The following is a 17,518-nucleotide window of genomic DNA, read 5'->3' on the forward strand; positions in this document are numbered from 1 at the left end:
GAAATAACTCTAGCGTTAAAGATAACAACAACTGCAATAACTACAAAAGGTTAACTCGTATTAATATTACAAATAGTGCAATTAGTATGTGTTCCAAATACGCCATGCTTTTTCAGCTTGGAATTTTAGCATTTGTAAACCGTTAATGGTTGTCGTATTTTTAAGGGTACCATGTTTTAAAAACTGGGTTTCTTCAGGATTGTAAATTAAATCGTAAAGAATATGGTCTTTGGTGAGAAATTCATAAGGTAGGTTAGGTGCATCAGTAATATTTGGGAATGTTCCCAAAGGTGTGCAATTTATAATAATTAAATGCTCGGAAATGGTTGATTCCATTAAATCATTGTAAGTTAAATACTCGGGATTTTTAGGTACTCTAGACACAAATTTGTAGGATATTCCTAATTCATCCAGTGTAAAAGCAATGGCTTTACTGGCACCTCCAGTTCCTAAAATCAAGGCATGCTTATGAATAGGTTTTAAATGTGGTTTTAATGATTTTTTAAAACCATAGCAATCCGTATTATAACCTACTAATTCACCCTTTTTATTACGTTTTATGGTGTTTACAGCACCAATTTTATGTGCTTTTTTGTGGAGTTTATCTAAATAGGGAATGATGGTTTCTTTATACGGAATCGTCACATTTAAACCGACTATTTCTGTGTTTCCAAAAACGGTTGGAACATCTTCAATATTTGGAATATCAAAATTTTCATAAGAAGCATCTGTAATAGCTTCCGAAGAAAATTTATTGGTAAAGTAATTTTGAGAAAATGAATACGAAATATTTTTACCTATTAATCCGAATTTACGCATGGTGTTTCTGTGTTTTTTGTCCGTAAAATTCCAAGGCTAAAACAATGGCAATTCCAAGAATTATATAGGCTAAAGCTAAATAGGTTTCCGTGTTCAATTCAGGGAAATAGCGTTCGTAATTTTCAATAATTTTCTTTCCCGAAGAATCTAATAAAGCGGTTCCATCTGTTTGTAATTTGAAAAGCGTTTTTTTCCAAGGCCAAACCACGCCTAATGATCCTACTATGAATCCAATAATAGTTGCCAATGTAATACTTTTATAATGTTTCAGGATGTAACTTAAAACATGCGAAAAGGTAACGAGACCCACTACAGAACCTAGCGTAAAGACCGTTAATATTTTGAGCATACGAATACGAACTGCATTTTCTATAAAACTGAAATCACCTTGAATAACTTCTGCAAAGGTGTCAAATAAAGCATTTACGGAATCCACTAATAATAACACGTAGTTACCCAATAAAATAAGAATGAACGAGCCCGAAAATCCTGGAAGTGTCATGCCTGATACACTAATAATACCACAGAAAAACACGAACCATAAATTATCGTTTTCCATTGCTGGATCTAAAAAGCTGATGCTGACACCTAAAATAATTCCGATAGAAAGTGCTAAATAGGTTTTGAAATTCCAATCTTTAAAATCCTTACTGATGTAATAAATAGAACCGATAATCATTCCGAAAAACACACTCCATATATAGAGTTCATAATGTTTTATGAGGTAATCCAGTACTTTAGAAATACTAAAATAACTGATAATCATTCCTAAAAAAAGTAAGCTTAAAAACCGACCATTTATATATTGATAGAAACTTTTAAACCGACCGTTGATTAATAGTTTAAAAGCCTTCCGGTTTATCTTTTGAAGCGAATAAATAAACTCTTCATAAAAACCAGCTACAAAAGCAACTACACCTCCAGAAACACCAGGGACCTTATTGGCGGCTCCCATTCCTAATCCTTTTAAGATTAAGAAAATTTTATCGGTGAAGGTTCGTGTGCTTTGCATTACTTGACTTTTTTACCGATGCGTTCTAGAATAAAAATAGTTAAGAATCCCGTAATCATAAGTATAACGGCTGGCACTAATTGAGGATCCAATCCGTTGTTTTGAACCGAATACATATTGGGTAAAATACTGGTTTCTGAAATCACTTTAAACGAATCAAAGTCGGCTAATTGTTGCTGATAAATGGTTAAATTCCCTAATGTTGTAATATCAGACAATGGTGTAACCAGTCCAGATGTTTTTTCCATAACCAAATCGGTTAATTTCCAAGGCCAAACCTTATTCAAAGAACCAAAAATGAAACCTGTTAATAGGGCTAAAGTGATGTTATGATAATTTTTAAACAACCATTTTAGTACGTGACTAAAACTTAATAACCCAACTAAAGCACCACCAGCAAAAAGGGCAATACGTTTTAAATCGAAATCATGAAAGGCATCACTCAATGTTTTATAAGCGCCTAATATTAGAAGTATAAACGAACCTGAAATACCTGGTAAAATCATAGCACAAATAGCAATAGCGCCTGCAATAAATAAAAAGTAAGGCGATTCATTATTTGCCGAAGACGGCAATGTTGTAATGTAAAACGCTAGAACGGTTCCAATAATTAGTGCTAAAACAGTTGGTAAATGCCACTTATTTATTTGTTTTCCCACAAAATAAATACTGGCAATAATGAGTCCAAAGAAAAACGACCAAATTAAAACCGGATGATATTCTATCAGGTATTTTGCCAAACGCATGAATGATACAAAGCTGACAATAATTCCGAGTAGTAATGCGACTAAAAAATTACCATTAAATGCTTTCCAAAAAGCAGAAAAGCCCGACGTTTTAAGTGTTTTAAACAGACTTAAATTAACATTACTAATGGTTGTAATTAATTCTTCATAAATACCAGAAATAAAAGCAATGGTTCCACCGGAAACACCTGGAACAGCATCAGCTGCTCCCATGGCTATTCCTTTAAGCGTAATTAATAAATAGTCGGATAAACGTCTTTGCATGATTTAATTTTAAGTACAAGAAATCAAAGGTAAATAAATAAAATCAGACGTGTAACTTATAGTTTTGCTTTTAGCAGCGATTTTACGGGTTGCGATTTGTAAATGCTTGGAAAAAGTTCTTCAATAATAAAGGCGAATTCAGCATTAAAACGCAAACCATTTTTTAAATGATATGAACCTTTTTCAGTTTCTAAAAGCATGTAATATAATCCAGCTAAACGGAATTCAATCTCCGCATTTTCTGGATAGAATTCAGAGGCTTGAATAAAATTATATACAGCCGCATCCGTTTCACCTAATTTGTGTAAAATGTCACCTCGTGTTAACCACGTGTTTAGTTCATGATTACCTAATTCCAAGGCTTTTTTATAGCCGCGTTCTGCTTCTTCTAAAAGATGTAAACGTTCATTAATTTGCGCGTATAACTTCCAATAGTGTACATTTTCGCTATCAATATTGATGGCTTTATTAATGTAGTAAAGCGATTTTTGAAAATTTTTCTGACGGTTATAAAATTTAGTAATCGCAATCCAACCTTTATCTAAAAGCGGATCTTCTTCAACTGTTTTATAGAAATATTGAACAGCTAAATCGTTATTCCCTAATTTTTGATGACATAAACCAATGCGCAACAAGGCAAAGGAAGTCGGGTCATCTAAAGTTAGTGTGATGCTGTAATTTTCAATAGCTTCAGGAAAGCGTTTTAATTTTTCGAGAACTTTTCCTTTCTCTAGGTAAGCGCCAATAAAACGATCGTCTGAAATAATAGCGAAATCGAAAGCTGTTAACGCTTTTTCGTATTCTTTCAAATCGAAATATTGTTTACCAAGTTGATGCCAAGCGACTTCACTATATGGATTCTTTTCTAAAAACATATTCAGATACGTGATGGCTTCTTCGTGTTGCTCTAAAAAGTCAAAACAATAAATCATGTTATGCATAGCTGAATAATCCTCTAAATCAGATTCCAAACACTTCATGAAATTGGTTTTAGCTTCTTCAAACTGATCTAAAAACAAATGTTCCATGCCAATCAACGAATAAATATCAATTGGGTCCTCGGTGAGTTTTAAGGCTTTTTCTAGAACTTCAATTGCCTTTTTATGATCGTCACGTTTGGATAGAATATTAGCTTTTTGGATATAGATTTCCTCATTTAATGGTTCTAATAAATAGAGCTCATTAATTAGTGCATCGGCTTTTTCTAAATCGTTTTCAAAGACGAATATTTCGACTTTAAACAATTTTAAATTCGTAGATGTTGGATGTTGCTGTAAACCCAGCTTTATAGCTTTTTTGGCCAAAGCAATTTTACCATGATTCAGATAATGATGAATGATATTCTCAAATTCTTCGGAATCGAAAAACAAAACATGGTTCGTTTTTAACATCGATTCGAATCGGGTAAGGGATATTTTATTGTTGTCGTTTGGACGTAACTCCATAAGCTGATTTATATAGTTTTTCCTTGAATAAATGTAAGGCTCTAATTGGCGTTGCAGCCCAAAAGGTTTAAATGTTTTTAACAAAGTAATCAACAATTAAGCCACAATTCAGGCTTAAATACTGTGAAACAGGTTTTTATCCTGCTTGATTTCTTTGAATATCATCCAGAATAGTCGTAATAATTTGACAACCTTTCATGATTTCTTCGTTACTGATGGTTAAAGGCGGTGTGATTCGAATAGCTTTTGTTTCGAATAATAACCAGAATAGTATAAGTCCGGCTTCCTGCGCTTTTAAAACGACTTGGTTTGTAATGTCTGCAGAAGGTGTTAATGCAGCTAGCATTAAGCCTCTCCCGCGAATTTCGGTTATCAGTGGATGTTTGAGATGTTTTTTAATCAGTGCTTCTTTTTCTAAAGTTGCTTCCATTAAATTGGATGATACGACTTCAAGTACGGTAGCGTGTGCTGCTGCGGCAATTACAGGATGTCCACCAAATGTGGTAATGTGTCCTAATTTCGGATTGTCTTGCAGTAGTTGCATCAATTTTTGAGACGCTGTAAAAGCACCAATTGGCATACCACCTCCTAAACCTTTTCCGGTAACTAAAATATCCGGAATACAGTTATAATGTTCAAAGGCAAATAATTTTCCTGTTCTCCCAATTCCTGGTTGAATTTCATCTAAAATCAATAAAGCGCCAACATCTTGACAGCGTTTTTTTACTTTTGCGAGATAGCCGTTTTCTGGTTCAATAAAACCTGCGCCGCCTTGAATGGTTTCTAGAATAACACCTGCCGTTTTCGTGGTGATGTTTTGAATATCAGCTTCATTATTAAATGAGATAAAACGGACATCAGGAACTAATGGACGGAATGCTTTTTTGCGTTCTTCAAAACCCATTACACTTAAGGAACCCATAGTATTTCCATGATACGCGTGGTGAGCCGAAATAATTTCGCTTCTACCAGTTGCGCGTTTGGCTAGTTTTAATGCACCTTCTACAGCTTCGGTGCCAGAATTTGTTAAATAGGTGGTTTGTAAGGATTCTGGTAAGTGTTCAGCCAATAATTTAGTAAGTGCCACAGCCGATTCTTGAATGTATTCACCATAAACCATGACGTGTAAATACTTATCCAATTGTGTTTTGATGGCTGCTATAACTTTGGGATGTTTATGTCCTAAAGTACAGGCAGAAACACCTGCAACAAAATCTAAAAAAGCTTTATTGTCTGTATTATAAATGTAGGAACCTTCCGCATGAGATACTTCCATAGCTAAAGGATGTGACGATGTTTGCGCCTGGTATGTATAGAAATCTGTTTTCACAATTAATTATCATCAGAATTTATAGACTCGCCAATACTCAGTTTTTTCTTTGGGTTTTCTTTCATTTCCTTTTTCTCGTCTTTATCAGGATTTAAAGCTTCTTCTGGAATATTTCGAGATACCTTTGATTTTTTAACTTCTTGTCCATCAGTTGGAACTGGTGTCTTTTTTAAATTTTTATCGGCATTTTCAACACGCTCCAATAAGGCATCATCAAAAAATTCTTCTTGAGGTACGTAATCTTCAATACCTTTAATGATTGGTAAATTAAGTGGTGGATCATCACTAAATAAATCTTCTACACTTTTTGGTCGTTCGTCGTCACGCCAAACAAACCCTCTTAATAATCGCCCATTTTTAGGGAATTGTGTTTCGGGTGTTGTTACAGCATCTGGTTGTTTGTAGCGAATAAATTTCTCAATATCACCTTCGGAAAAGAAAATAGATATACTTCCGGATTTGGCTTTATCAATACCTATTAATTCTTGCTCATCATTACGTGCGTAAAAGAGGGATTCGGCATTTTTATCAATATCTACTTGCCGCAAATTATTCTGATCATCAAATAAACCCACTAATGACTTGCCTTTAACTTGATTATAGCCATCTTCACTAATGGTATCTTTACTAACAACAAAGGCATTTTCAAACACAAAAAGGGAATCTATTTTTTCGGTTTCCGGATTGGATTTTATGTGAATGGTATCACCTGTCATTTGGTTTTGAAGATTCCAAAGTACCGGATCTCGACGTTTGGCAAATGCATCTTGTGACGCTAATCGTCTTAAATTAATTAATTGGGTTAAACCTGAAGCGTGATTTACATGTACCGAATCCGCTTTACCACTCATATCCGATTTATAGAACTTCGCATTTCTAAATCCACGTGTGATTCGTTTTTCTGGCACGCCTGTTACCATCAAGGTATCAGCGTGCATATAAATAGAATCGTTTTCTTGAACCGTTATAGCTAATGCACGTTTGGTGATAAACACCGAATCTTTCGCCTTGTAAATTTCGGCATAATGGCCTTTTATGATACTTTTATTCAGCGTGTCTGTGACTGTAATATTGTTGGTAGCCGATGCGAAATTTCGGTTATTATCAAAATACATACTATCACCTTCAAAAATACGGTTGTCATAATCTATGCGCGTTTTCTTGATACCATAACCAACTTTATTTTCGGTGTCATAAAATCCTTTTTCGCAATAGGTTTTACTTTCATCAGTTACAATGGTAGATGGTCCATATAAATAAGCATGACCGGTTTCCGAATAGAAATCGAGTTGATTGGTATTAATAACGTAATCTGGATTATCCAAAACCACATTATTTACAAATTGGTATTTTTTGGCGTTCATATAATAGCGGCCAATTTGGCTGGTAATTGTTCCCGAAGAATCACGCACCACACGACCACCACTTTTGTAATACGATTCCTGTTTAACACGATCAAAATAGAGTGTGTCTGTTGTTAAAATGGAGTTTGGTTCTTCCAATTCTACTTTGCCACTTGCAAATGCTAGTTGGGTTTTTCCGCTATATTCTACATATTCGGATTTCATGTTTATGGTGTCGCCTTGTTTCATGGTGACGTTTCCGTACGCTTCCACGAAATTTTCATTACTATACAAATTGGCTTGATCGCACCACATGTCTATACCTTCGTGAATAACATGCACTTGACCGGAATCATCACGTGTCATGACTTTTAAACCAGGTTCTACAGCATCATCAAAGTTTAAAAAACCACTGTAAACAATTTGAATTTGCTTTTGCTCTTGGGCTGTTACTGATGTGAAAACCAACAGAAAACAGAGGAATGATATATATGTAAGGATTGATTGTTTCAAATTATAAAATTTGTTCCAAAAATAATCATAAAAATGGAGTGATGGGTTTGTTTGTGAAATTTTTAATAGAAATTGAGAACTAATGAAAAAACCTGCCAAGATATTTATCCTGACAGGTTTTGTTTTTTATGAGATGCTTCGCTTTATTCTAATTGACACTTCAAGCGTAAAAATAGAACTTACATGAAAATTGTTTGTTTTCTATCTGGTCCAACAGAAACTACGGTAATGGGGATTTCTAATTCTTTTTCCAAGAAAGCGATATAATCGTTTAATTCTTTTGGGAATTGCGATTTTTCAGTCATTTTGGTTAAATCGTCTTTCCAACCAGCGAAATCTGAATAGATAGGTTTAATATTTTCAGGTTCTATATTATAAGGTAAGTGTGTAATGGTTTCACCTTTATATTCGTAAGCTGTACAAATTTTAAGTGTTTTAAACCCGGAAAGGACATCGCCTTTCATCATCATTAATTTGGTAACACCATTTACTTGACACGCATATTTTAAAGCCACTAAATCCAACCAGCCACAACGTCTTGCACGACCTGTAACGGCTCCGAATTCACGACCTATTCTAGCCATATCTTCGCCAACAGTATCAAACAATTCTGTTGGAAATGGTCCCGAACCTACACGTGTTGTATAGGCTTTAAAAATACCATATACATCGCCAATTTGGTTTGGCGCCACGCCTAAACCAGTACAAGCACCAGCAGCAGTTGTGTTACTAGAGGTTACAAAAGGATAGGTTCCAAAATCGATATCTAAAAGAGATCCTTGAGCACCTTCGGCTAAAATAGTTTTACCTGCTTTTTGAGCTTGGTATAAATATTCTTCTGAATCAATAAATGTTAATTCCTTTAAACGCTCTACGGCTTCAAAAAATTCAGTTTCTAATTCTTCTAAATCATATTCAATTTTAACGTTGTAAAAGTCAATCATGGCTTCATGCTTATTAGCAAGCGCACGATATTTATCTTTCCAATCAACTAGTTCTAAATCGCCAACACGAATACCATTTCTACCCGTTTTATCCATATATGTTGGCCCAATACCTTTTAAAGTAGAGCCAATTTTAGCTTTCCCTTTGGAGGTTTCGCTAGCTGCATCCAACATACGATGCGTTGGTAAAATAATATGTGCTTTTCTAGAAATGATTAATTTCTTTTTATAATCAATGTTAAATTGATCAAGTCCTTCTAATTCTTTTACAAAAACGACGGGATCAATCACCACACCATTACCAATGACATTTATGGAGTCGTCGTGAAATATACCTGAAGGAATAGTTCGTAAAACGTGTTTAATACCATCAAATTCCAAGGTGTGTCCGGCATTTGGTCCGCCTTGAAAACGGGCAATAATGTTGTAGTTGGAGGTTAGTACATCAACAATTTTTCCTTTGCCTTCGTCTCCCCATTGTAATCCTAGTAGTAAGTCTACTGCCATGTTGTAAAATATTATTTAGTTGATTTTTTGTTGCCGTAAAAGTAGAGTGAATGATTTGTGATTTCAATATCAAAAACCTCTTCAATTGTTTGCTTGATAGATTGAATTCGCGGATCGCAGAACTCGATTACTTCACCTGTATCCGTTAAAATAACATGGTCATGTTGCCTATCAAAATACGATTTTTCGTAATGTGCCTGATTTTGCCCAAACTGATGTTTGCGTACCAAACCACATTCTAAAAGGAGCTCAATAGTATTGTATAAGGTTGCGCGACTAACACGATACTTTTTGTTTTTCATGTTTAAGTACAACGATTCAATATCAAAGTGTTCTTCGCTATTATAAATTTCTTGTAAAATAGCATAGCGTTCTGGTGTTTTACGGTGCCCTTTATCACTTAAAAAGGCTGTAAACACATTCTTAACTATCTCCTGGTTTTTTGTATCGGTTTTAACGCTCATAATCGGCTGCAAATTTACACATATTTTTAAACTCTTTGTACTTTATCAATACCATTAATTTTTTTTAGGTTATCCATCAGCTTTTTCAGTATGTTATTGTTTTGAACAACCACATTTATTTTGCCTGAAAAAATTCCGCCATCACTTTCAAAACTGATACTTTTCATGTTAACGTGCATATTGGACGAAATGACTTTGGTAATATCATTTACCAATCCTAAATTATCAATTCCAGATAAAATTATTTGTGCCGAAAATTCTTGTTGTGACGAATCTATCCATTTAGCCGTCATAATTCGGTAGGCGTAATTGGATTGTAAACTCACGGCATTCGGACAATTCTTTTTATGAATTTTTAAACCATCATTAATTGTTAAGAATCCAAACACCGGATCGCCAGGAATTGGATTGCAACAATTGGCGAATTTATAGTCTAACTTTTCTTCTTCTTTACCAAAAACTAATAAATCATATTTAGATGTAATTTCATCTTTTTCAAGTTCTTCTTTTGGAATGTTAGGCTTTCTAGAGATTTTATTTTTAATATAACTCATAAAAGCATTGCTTCGGGATGACGCAAATTCCTTAAGCATGGTATTATCAATAGATCCTGTGCCAATGCGATAAAACAAATCTAAACTCGTTTTAAGTTTGAAGAAATTTACCAATTCATTGACAGATTTTTCATCCAACGCAATTTTTAACTGTTTTAATTTCCGGCGAAGAATTTCCTTGCCATCTTCGGCAATTACTTTCTTGTCTTCTTTTAAAGCCGATTTTATTTTACTTCGTGCTTTTGCTGTTGTAGCATAATCCAGCCAGTTAGGGTTTGGTTTGGCGTTTTCGGCAGTTAATATATCCAAACGATCACCACTTTTTAATTCATGACTTAATGGAACCAATTTACCATTTACTTTGGCGCCACGTGTTTTCATGCCAACTTCAGTGTGGATACTAAATGCAAAATCTAAAGGTGTGGCACCTTTTGGAAGCGACTTTAAATCGCCTTTTGGTGTAAAAACAAAAATTTCTTTGGAGTAGAGGTTTAGTTTAAATTGCTCTACAAAATCAATAGCATTCGTTTCCGGATTTTCTAATGTTTCCTGTAATTTGGAAATCCAGCTATCAATACTATCATCTTCGGTTTCGCTTCCTTCTTTATATTTATAGTGCGCTGCATAGCCTTTTTCAGCTATTTCATTCATACGTTCACTTCGGATTTGCACTTCTACCCAACGACTTTTTGGGCCAACAACCGTAATGTGCAACGCCTCGTAACCCGTGGATTTTGGTGACGAAATCCAATCTCGTAAACGGATAGGGTTTGGACGAAAATGATCGGTAACGATGGAGTAAATTTTCCACGCTAGAAATTTTTCGTTATCAGGATCACTTTTATAAATAATTCTTACAGCAAATTTGTCATAAATCTCATCGAAAGAAACACCTTGATTTAAAATTTTCTTACGAATAGAAAAGATAGATTTCGGTCTCCCTTTTATTTCATAATTTAATTGTTCCTTGTCTAAAGAAGTCGAAATCACTTTACTAAACTCCTTAATATATAGGTCTTGATCTTCTTTGCTTTCTTTAATTTTATTTAGAATATCAAAATACACTTCGGGTTCGGTGTATTTTAATCCTAAATCTTCTAATTCGGTTTTAATATTATACAACCCAATTCGGTGCGCTAAAGGTGCGTAAATGTATAGTGTTTCAGATGCAATTTTAATCTGCTTATCTGCGCGCATGGAATCCATGGTTTGCATATTGTGCAAACGATCGGCTATTTTAATAATAATAACCCGAACGTCATCATTTAAAGTCAGTAGCATTTTTCTGAAATTCTCCGCCTGCATGGATACATCCATATCTGTGTCCTTATTCAGCGATGATATTTTAGTTAAACCATCTACAATTTTGGCAACGGTTTCGCCAAATTGATCTTCAATATCTTTAATGGTGTAACGATCGCTATCTTCAACAACATCGTGTAGTAGTGCAGCCGTAATGGATGTGGCATCAAGGCCAATTTCTTTAGCAACTATTTTAGCAACCGCAATAGGATGAAAAATATAAGCTTCACCAGATTTTCTGCGCTGATCTTTATGTGCATCCATAGCCACGTCAAAAGCTTTTCTAATTAGGGTTTTATCCTCTTTAGAAAGTGTTTGGTAACTCACACGCAATAGCTCGCGATACGCTTTGGCAATAGTGGCATTTTCCTTCTCGATGTCAATTTCTGTCATAAAAATAAAAATAGTATAAAGAATATTAGTTTACAATTATTGGCTGCTTATTTTTTGTGGTTTACAGAAATTCCGTTTTCAGCAAAATTTTTAAAATTTTGCAAATAGGTTTTCGTCTGATTTTTAAAGGTTCTGGGCATAATTAATAACATCATGCGCATTTTGAAATTGGTTGGAATATATTCATTCTTTGAAGTCCATACTATTTCTGAATCTGAAATGGCATTAAAATAATTTTCTTGAATGCTGTAAAGACCATTGCTTTCATATGTAAAATGTAACTTATGTGGTAATTTGCTTTCTGAAATAGTTTGTATTAAAAAAAAGGGCTTTTTATCTAATACATAATGAAGCCTTATTTTAGATGCTGTTTCACCTGGTGTGCCATAAACATGATCATAATTGGTAAGTCCCTGTTGCCAATATTTTAAGTTTTCCACATTATTAAATTTACAGATAAATGCTTTTAAATTTAAATTAATGCGTATTTCGGATGTGTATGTCATGCACAATAGGAGTTTGTATAAATAAAGATACAATTATTATTGGTTTCGTTATCCATAAATTCCACATACTAAAAAACTTTATTATCCGTTTGTAATGCCTCTTGTATTATGGGTTAATATTCCTATTTTTGCAGGAATTCAAAAAACAAATTTCTGATGTTTAGATCTATATATGTTTTAATATGCTTTGTGGTTTTTGTTACTACACAAGGGCAAACTACGGATAAATCTGTATTGTTTACGGTGGCAGATACACCAGTTTATTCGGAAGAATTTATTCGAATATTTAATAAAAATCTAGATTTAGTAAAAGATGAATCACAGAAAGATGTGGATTCGTACTTGGAGTTATTCATAAATTATAAATTGAAAATTAAAGAAGCACAAGCAAAAGGTTTGGATACGATGCCAACTTACGTTCGTGAATTGAGTAACTACAAATCGCAATTAGCTAAAAATTATTTAACAAATACGAAAGTTACGGATGCGCTTGTAGAAGAGGCATATTATCGTACTGCAAATGAGGTTAAGGCGAGTCATGTGTTGATTCGTTTGGATGAAAACGTTACACCGCAAGATACACTAAAAGCCTATAATGATTTATTGAAATTGCGCGATCGAATTTTAAAAGAAGGTTTTAAACCAGTTCAGAAGGAAATTCATAATGGAAAAACAGTATACGCTGAAAGGTTAGGGTATTTTTCTGCTTTTAAAATGGTTTACGATTTTGAGAACGCCGCATATACTACCAAAGTGGACGACATTTCTATGCCATTTAAAACACGCTTTGGATACCATATTGTATTAGTGGAAGATGCAAGACCATCTAGAGGTGAACGCACAGTTGCACATATTATGATTAATAATAAGCGTGATGATAAGTTGGAAGACGCCGAAACACGTATTAATGAAATTTATAAAAAAATACAACAAGGTGAATCGTTTGAATCGTTAGCAAAACAATTCTCTGAAGATCGAAGTTCATCAGAAAATGGTGGAAAATTAGCCACTTTTGGAGGTGGACAATTAAGCTCTACAGAATTTGAAGATGTTGCATTTAGCCTAAAAAATAAAGGTGATATTTCAGCGCCTTTTGAAAGTGGTTTTGGATGGCATATTATCAAATTGATAGATAAATCAGAAGTAGCAGATTTTAATACTATGAAATCTGAATTGGAAGCACGTGTAAAGCGCGATTCACGTTCACAATTAATTAATACGTCCATTGTTAATACCTTAAAAGAACGCTATAATGTGAAGGATAACCCAGAAGCATTAGCGTATTTCGAGTCCATTATGAATGAAGGTTATTTTTTAGGTTCTTGGAAATTACCTGCAGATTTTACAGGAACAAAAACGCTGGTTGTTATTGATGAAAAAACGTTAACCTATACTGATTTTGGTCAGTTTCTTTTCAAAAATCAACGCAAAGCAACATCAAGAAAAACCTTTGATATTCTCGTGAGAGAAAGTTATGATGCTTTTTTAAATGCGAATTTAATGCAGTATCAAGAAGAGAATTTAGAAAACGAGAGTGAAGATTTTGCAAACATCGTTACAGAATATCGTGATGGTTTATTGTTGTTTGATTTAATGGAGAATGAAATCTGGAATGCATCAAAAACAGATTCTGTGGCATTACAAGCCTATTACAAGGCAAATAAAAATAAGTACAATTGGCGTAAGCGTATAGATGCTGATGTAGCTTCGTCCTCAAATAAAAAGGTTATAAAAAACGCTCAAAAAATGTTGGAAGCTGGCCAATCACCTGAAGCCATTAAAGAAGCTTTAAATACAAATGGCGTTGTTGACGTAATATTTACGTCTGGAATTATGGATAAAGAACATCAAGCAGTAACAGCTGATATGAGTTTTGAGAAAGGTATCTCTAAAATTTATCGTCATGATGCAGCTTATGTTGTTGCAAACATTAAGGATGTTTTACCGGAATCGCCAAAAACCTATGAGGAAGCCAAAGGCCAAATTATAAGCGATTACCAAGTTGTTAAGGAAAAACAATGGTTAGAATCATTAGAGCAGAAATATCCTGTTCAAGTTAATGAATCGGTTTTAAAAGAAGTAAAAGCTGAATTAAAAAGCAATTAATTGAAACACACCTATTTTAGCATATTAATGAGTGCCTTTTTGCTCGTGTCTTGTGATTATTTTTACAAACATGAAGATGAGCAAACAGCCGTTGCACGTGTTAATGATGTTTTTTTATATGCTGATGATTTGCAACATCTGTACACCGAAAACATGAGTACGGAAGACAGTCTACTTCGTGTAAATGATTTTATTACACGTTGGGCTACCAAACAATTGTTGGTTGCGGGAGCTGAACTGAATCTCAATGAAAAGAAACTTCAAGATTTTAATAGGCTAGCCAAACAATATAAAAACGATTTGTATGCAACTTCTTATTTAGAGGCTTTAGTGCGCAGAAATATTGATACGGTTGTTACAGAAAGTGAAGCGGAAACATATTATACTAATAATACTGATATTTTCACACTTAAAGAGAATCTCATCAAATTTAGATATATTCATGTGGATGAAAATCGATTAGATATAAATGATTTAAAAACGAAATTTCAACGTTTTGATGCGGATGATAAAAGGGAATTGGACTCCATAGCCATTCAGTTTAAATCCTATTCATTAAACGATTCTATTTGGATTAAGGTAACACAAGCCATCAAAAAAATTCCAGTAGTTACAACCGGAAATAAAAATGAATTGTTAAAAAAATCTAATTTTATACAACTCAAAGATTCATTAGGCCTATATTTGATGCAAATTGAAGACGTTTTGGAACGCAACAGTGCGGCACCATTGGAATATATTAAACCAACAATAGACCAAATTGTTATCAATAAACGAAAATTAGAACTCATTAAAGAATTAGAAAAAGATATTACAAAAGATGCTATTAAAAATAAACAATTTGAAATCTACAATTAGCCGTATGCGCTATATATTTACTGTGTTAGCCGTACTTTTTTCTGTTGCTATTCAAGCCCAAGAAATTATTGAAGATGAAGCACCTGTTGCTGAAAAGAAAGTAGATACAACCCTGTCCTCTGGAGCATTAAAAATTGATGGTGTAGCTGCAGTTGTTGGAGAATACGTGATATTAGATTCCGATGTGGATGCTAATATTATTCAACTAAAAGCACAAGGCGCTTCTTTGGATGGCGTAACACGTTGTCAACTATTTGGAAAATTAATGGAAGATAAGCTTTACGCGCATCACGCTGTGCAAGATAGTATTGTCGTGTCAGATGCTGAAATTCGCTCCAATGTAGATTACCAATTACAACAGTTCTTGGCACAATCAGGCAAAACCATGCAGGAGCTTTTGGAATTGTATAATCATCCAAATGAAAAAGCATTCAGAGATGAAATGTATGAAATTAATAAGAGTCAGAAATTAGCAAGTGAAATGCAAAAGAAGATTCTTGATGGTATTGAAATTACACCAGAAGAAACACGCCAATTTTTTAATCAGATTCCAAAGGATGAACGTCCAACATTTGGTACGGAATTAAAAGTGTCTCAAATTGTTATAGAGCCGAAAATTGCGGAAGAAGAAAACCAACGTGTTATCAATCAGTTAAAGCAATTTAAAGCAGATGTTGTTGAAAATGGCGCAAACTTTCGCTCGAAAGTCGTTTTATATTCAGATGATGTAGCTTCAAGACCTACAGGAGGTTTGTACACATTAAACAGGAAGCAACCACGAATGGTTAAGGAATTTCGTGAAGTAGCCTTTTCATTACAAGAAGGTGAAATCTCCGATCCGGTAAAAACCGAATATGGTTACCATATTATATTTTTAGAAAAAGTTAGAGGTCAAGAGTTTGACGTTCGACATATTTTATTAATTCCAAAAGTGTCCGATGCAGCAGTTGCGGAAGCACGTGAGAAATTAATGAAAATCAGACAGCGTATAGTGGATGGTGATATTAGTTTTGCCGATGCAGCTAGAGAATCAAGTGATGAAAAGGAAACTCGTAGTGAAGGTGGATTTTTAATCAACCCAGAAACACAAGATTATAATTTTGAGTTAACGAAGATTGATCCAGAAGTATATGGACAAATTCAAGATTTAAAGGAAGGTGATGTCAGTTTGGTGCTTACCGATCAAGGACGCTCTGGAAATGTGAAATTTAAGATTATGATGGTAAGCGATCGTGTTGAGGAGCATGTAGCTGATTATGCACGGGATTACTTGAAAATTAAAGAATTAGCACTTAACGAAAAACGCATTAGAGCTATTGATAAATGGCAAAATGAGAAAATCATGGATACCTATATTAAAATTAATAATGAATATAGAGATTGTGAATTTTCTAGTAACTGGTTAAAACAATAAATATGTCTGATGTTGTTGCAATTGAAAGCTTCGTAAAAAAATATAAACTATTAAAAACCGAAATAGCCAAAGTTATCATTGGGCAAGAGGCGGTTGTTGATCAAATTCTAATCTCCATTTTCTCTGGTGGTCATGCCTTATTAATTGGTGTGCCTGGTTTAGCAAAAACGTTGATGGTTAATACCATTTCGCAAGCATTAGGACTTAATTTTAAACGTATTCAATTTACACCAGATTTAATGCCTAGTGATATACTAGGGAGTGAAATATTAGATGAAAACAGAAATTTTAAATTTATAAAAGGCCCTGTTTTCGCCAATATTATTCTTGCAGATGAAATTAACAGAACACCACCAAAAACGCAAGCAGCTTTATTAGAAGCTATGCAAGAGCGCTCGGTAACGGTTTCTGGACATCATTATAAATTAGATTTACCTTATTTTGTTTTAGCAACTCAAAACCCCATTGAGCAGGAGGGAACGTATCCGTTACCAGAAGCGCAATTGGATCGTTTTATGTTTGCAATTAATTTGGACTATCCAACCTTTGAAGAAGAAGTTGCTGTTGTAAAAGCAACCACTTCAGATGTTCAGAATACAGTGAATCCGTTGTTTACAGCACAAGAAATTGTAGATATCCAACAATTACTACGTCGTATTCCTGTGGCTGACAATGTCGTGGAATATGCGGTGAAAATGACAGGTAAAACGAGACCAAATAGTCCGCAAGCCGCCGATTTAGTTAAAAACTACATTGATTGGGGTGCAGGACCAAGAGCATCACAAAATTTAATTCTAGCTGCCAAAACGCATGCGGCAATTCACGGTAAGTTTTCGCCAGATATGGAAAACGTTCAAGCTGTGGCATTCTCTATTTTTAAGCACCGAATTATTAAGAATTACAAGGCAGAAGCCGAAGGTATTACCGAAGAACAGATTATTACCAGTTTATTTTAAATCGTTCTAAATTAATTCATTTATAATATTTTTACCATTAAT

Annotated in this window: 14 protein-coding genes; 4 read left to right on the forward strand and 10 right to left on the reverse strand. The window is 34.1% G+C overall.

The features are described 5' to 3' along the window. Window positions 1–81: 81 nt before the first annotated feature. From ES675_RS13135 to ES675_RS13180, 10 genes are all read right to left on the reverse strand, one after another. Window positions 82–819 (reverse strand): shikimate dehydrogenase family protein, encoded by a 738-nt coding sequence (locus ES675_RS13135; protein ID WP_066255510.1) that lies wholly within the window; start codon window positions 817–819, stop codon window positions 82–84. Then, complete coding sequence (locus tag ES675_RS13140; RefSeq protein WP_066255514.1) at window positions 812–1,831, reverse strand: DUF368 domain-containing protein; 1,020 nt, start codon at window positions 1,829–1,831, stop codon at window positions 812–814. Before ES675_RS13140 ends, ES675_RS13135 begins: the two co-directional genes overlap by 8 nt. Further along, the gene (locus tag ES675_RS13145; RefSeq protein WP_066255517.1) at window positions 1,831–2,841 is read right to left on the reverse strand and encodes a DUF368 domain-containing protein; all 1,011 of its coding nucleotides are present in this window, start codon (window positions 2,839–2,841) and stop codon (window positions 1,831–1,833) included. Before ES675_RS13145 ends, ES675_RS13140 begins: the two co-directional genes overlap by 1 nt. 56 nt (window positions 2,842–2,897) lie before the next feature. After that, window positions 2,898–4,286, reverse strand: a complete 1,389-nt coding sequence (locus ES675_RS13150; protein WP_066255572.1) for a tetratricopeptide repeat protein — start codon at window positions 4,284–4,286, stop codon at window positions 2,898–2,900. A 136-nt stretch (window positions 4,287–4,422) separates the two neighbouring features. Beyond that, a complete protein-coding gene (locus ES675_RS13155) occupies window positions 4,423–5,616 on the reverse strand; it encodes an aspartate aminotransferase family protein (RefSeq protein ID WP_066255522.1) in 1,194 nt (397 codons plus the stop codon). A 2-nt stretch (window positions 5,617–5,618) separates the two neighbouring features. Beyond that, the gene (locus tag ES675_RS13160; protein ID WP_066255575.1) at window positions 5,619–7,472 is read right to left on the reverse strand and encodes an OstA-like protein; all 1,854 of its coding nucleotides are present in this window, start codon (window positions 7,470–7,472) and stop codon (window positions 5,619–5,621) included. A gap of 179 nt (window positions 7,473–7,651) precedes the next feature. Next, complete coding sequence (locus tag ES675_RS13165; RefSeq protein ID WP_066255525.1) at window positions 7,652–8,923, reverse strand: adenylosuccinate synthase; 1,272 nt, start codon at window positions 8,921–8,923, stop codon at window positions 7,652–7,654. Window positions 8,924–8,934: 11 nt separating this feature from the next. Continuing rightward, entirely contained in the window at window positions 8,935–9,387 is a 453-nt protein-coding gene (locus ES675_RS13170; RefSeq protein WP_008634142.1) for a Fur family transcriptional regulator, read from the reverse strand. A gap of 26 nt (window positions 9,388–9,413) precedes the next feature. Then, window positions 9,414–11,636, reverse strand: coding sequence for a RelA/SpoT family protein (locus ES675_RS13175; RefSeq protein ID WP_066255528.1), 2,223 nt, complete (start codon window positions 11,634–11,636; stop codon window positions 9,414–9,416). A 47-nt stretch (window positions 11,637–11,683) separates the two neighbouring features. Then, window positions 11,684–12,142 (reverse strand): hypothetical protein, encoded by a 459-nt coding sequence (locus ES675_RS13180; protein ID WP_066255533.1) that lies wholly within the window; start codon window positions 12,140–12,142, stop codon window positions 11,684–11,686. Between the two features lie 156 nt (window positions 12,143–12,298). On the opposite strand from ES675_RS13180, the gene ES675_RS13185 reads away from it, so the two are divergent. From ES675_RS13185 to ES675_RS13200, 4 genes are read left to right on the forward strand one after another with little or no spacing between them, the layout of a single operon-like run. After that, the gene (locus ES675_RS13185; protein ID WP_066255536.1) at window positions 12,299–14,248 is read left to right on the forward strand and encodes a peptidylprolyl isomerase; all 1,950 of its coding nucleotides are present in this window, start codon (window positions 12,299–12,301) and stop codon (window positions 14,246–14,248) included. Beyond that, a complete protein-coding gene (locus ES675_RS13190) occupies window positions 14,249–15,106 on the forward strand; it encodes a peptidylprolyl isomerase (RefSeq protein ID WP_082985990.1) in 858 nt (285 codons plus the stop codon). Further along, window positions 15,069–16,520, forward strand: a complete 1,452-nt coding sequence (locus tag ES675_RS13195; protein WP_066255543.1) for a peptidylprolyl isomerase — start codon at window positions 15,069–15,071, stop codon at window positions 16,518–16,520. The genes ES675_RS13190 and ES675_RS13195 overlap by 38 nt, the downstream gene beginning before the upstream one ends. Window positions 16,521–16,522: 2 nt before the next feature. After that, entirely contained in the window at window positions 16,523–17,476 is a 954-nt protein-coding gene (locus ES675_RS13200) for an AAA family ATPase (protein ID WP_066255546.1), read from the forward strand. Window positions 17,477–17,518 lie beyond the last annotated feature (42 nt).

Source organism: Algorimicrobium algoritergicola, assembly GCF_008086165.1.
Taxonomy (GTDB): Bacteria; Bacteroidota; Bacteroidia; order Flavobacteriales; family Flavobacteriaceae; genus Algorimicrobium; species Algorimicrobium algoritergicola.

Coding starts and splice junctions, on each gene's coding strand:
- ES675_RS13140 (WP_066255514.1), bottom strand. CDS start 1,831: ATGCAAAGCACACGAACCTTCACCGATAAAATTTTCTTAATCTTAAAA.
- ES675_RS13135 (WP_066255510.1), bottom strand. CDS start 819: ATGCGTAAATTCGGATTAATAGGTAAAAATATTTCGTATTCATTTTCT.
- ES675_RS13175 (WP_066255528.1), bottom strand. CDS start 11,636: ATGACAGAAATTGACATCGAGAAGGAAAATGCCACTATTGCCAAAGCG.
- ES675_RS13170 (WP_008634142.1), bottom strand. CDS start 9,387: ATGAGCGTTAAAACCGATACAAAAAACCAGGAGATAGTTAAGAATGTG.
- ES675_RS13200 (WP_066255546.1), top strand. CDS start 16,523: ATGTCTGATGTTGTTGCAATTGAAAGCTTCGTAAAAAAATATAAACTA.
- ES675_RS13145 (WP_066255517.1), bottom strand. CDS start 2,841: ATGCAAAGACGTTTATCCGACTATTTATTAATTACGCTTAAAGGAATA.
- ES675_RS13180 (WP_066255533.1), bottom strand. CDS start 12,142: ATGACATACACATCCGAAATACGCATTAATTTAAATTTAAAAGCATTT.
- ES675_RS13185 (WP_066255536.1), top strand. CDS start 12,299: ATGTTTAGATCTATATATGTTTTAATATGCTTTGTGGTTTTTGTTACT.
- ES675_RS13195 (WP_066255543.1), top strand. CDS start 15,069: ATGCTATTAAAAATAAACAATTTGAAATCTACAATTAGCCGTATGCGC.
- ES675_RS13150 (WP_066255572.1), bottom strand. CDS start 4,286: ATGGAGTTACGTCCAAACGACAACAATAAAATATCCCTTACCCGATTC.
- ES675_RS13165 (WP_066255525.1), bottom strand. CDS start 8,923: ATGGCAGTAGACTTACTACTAGGATTACAATGGGGAGACGAAGGCAAA.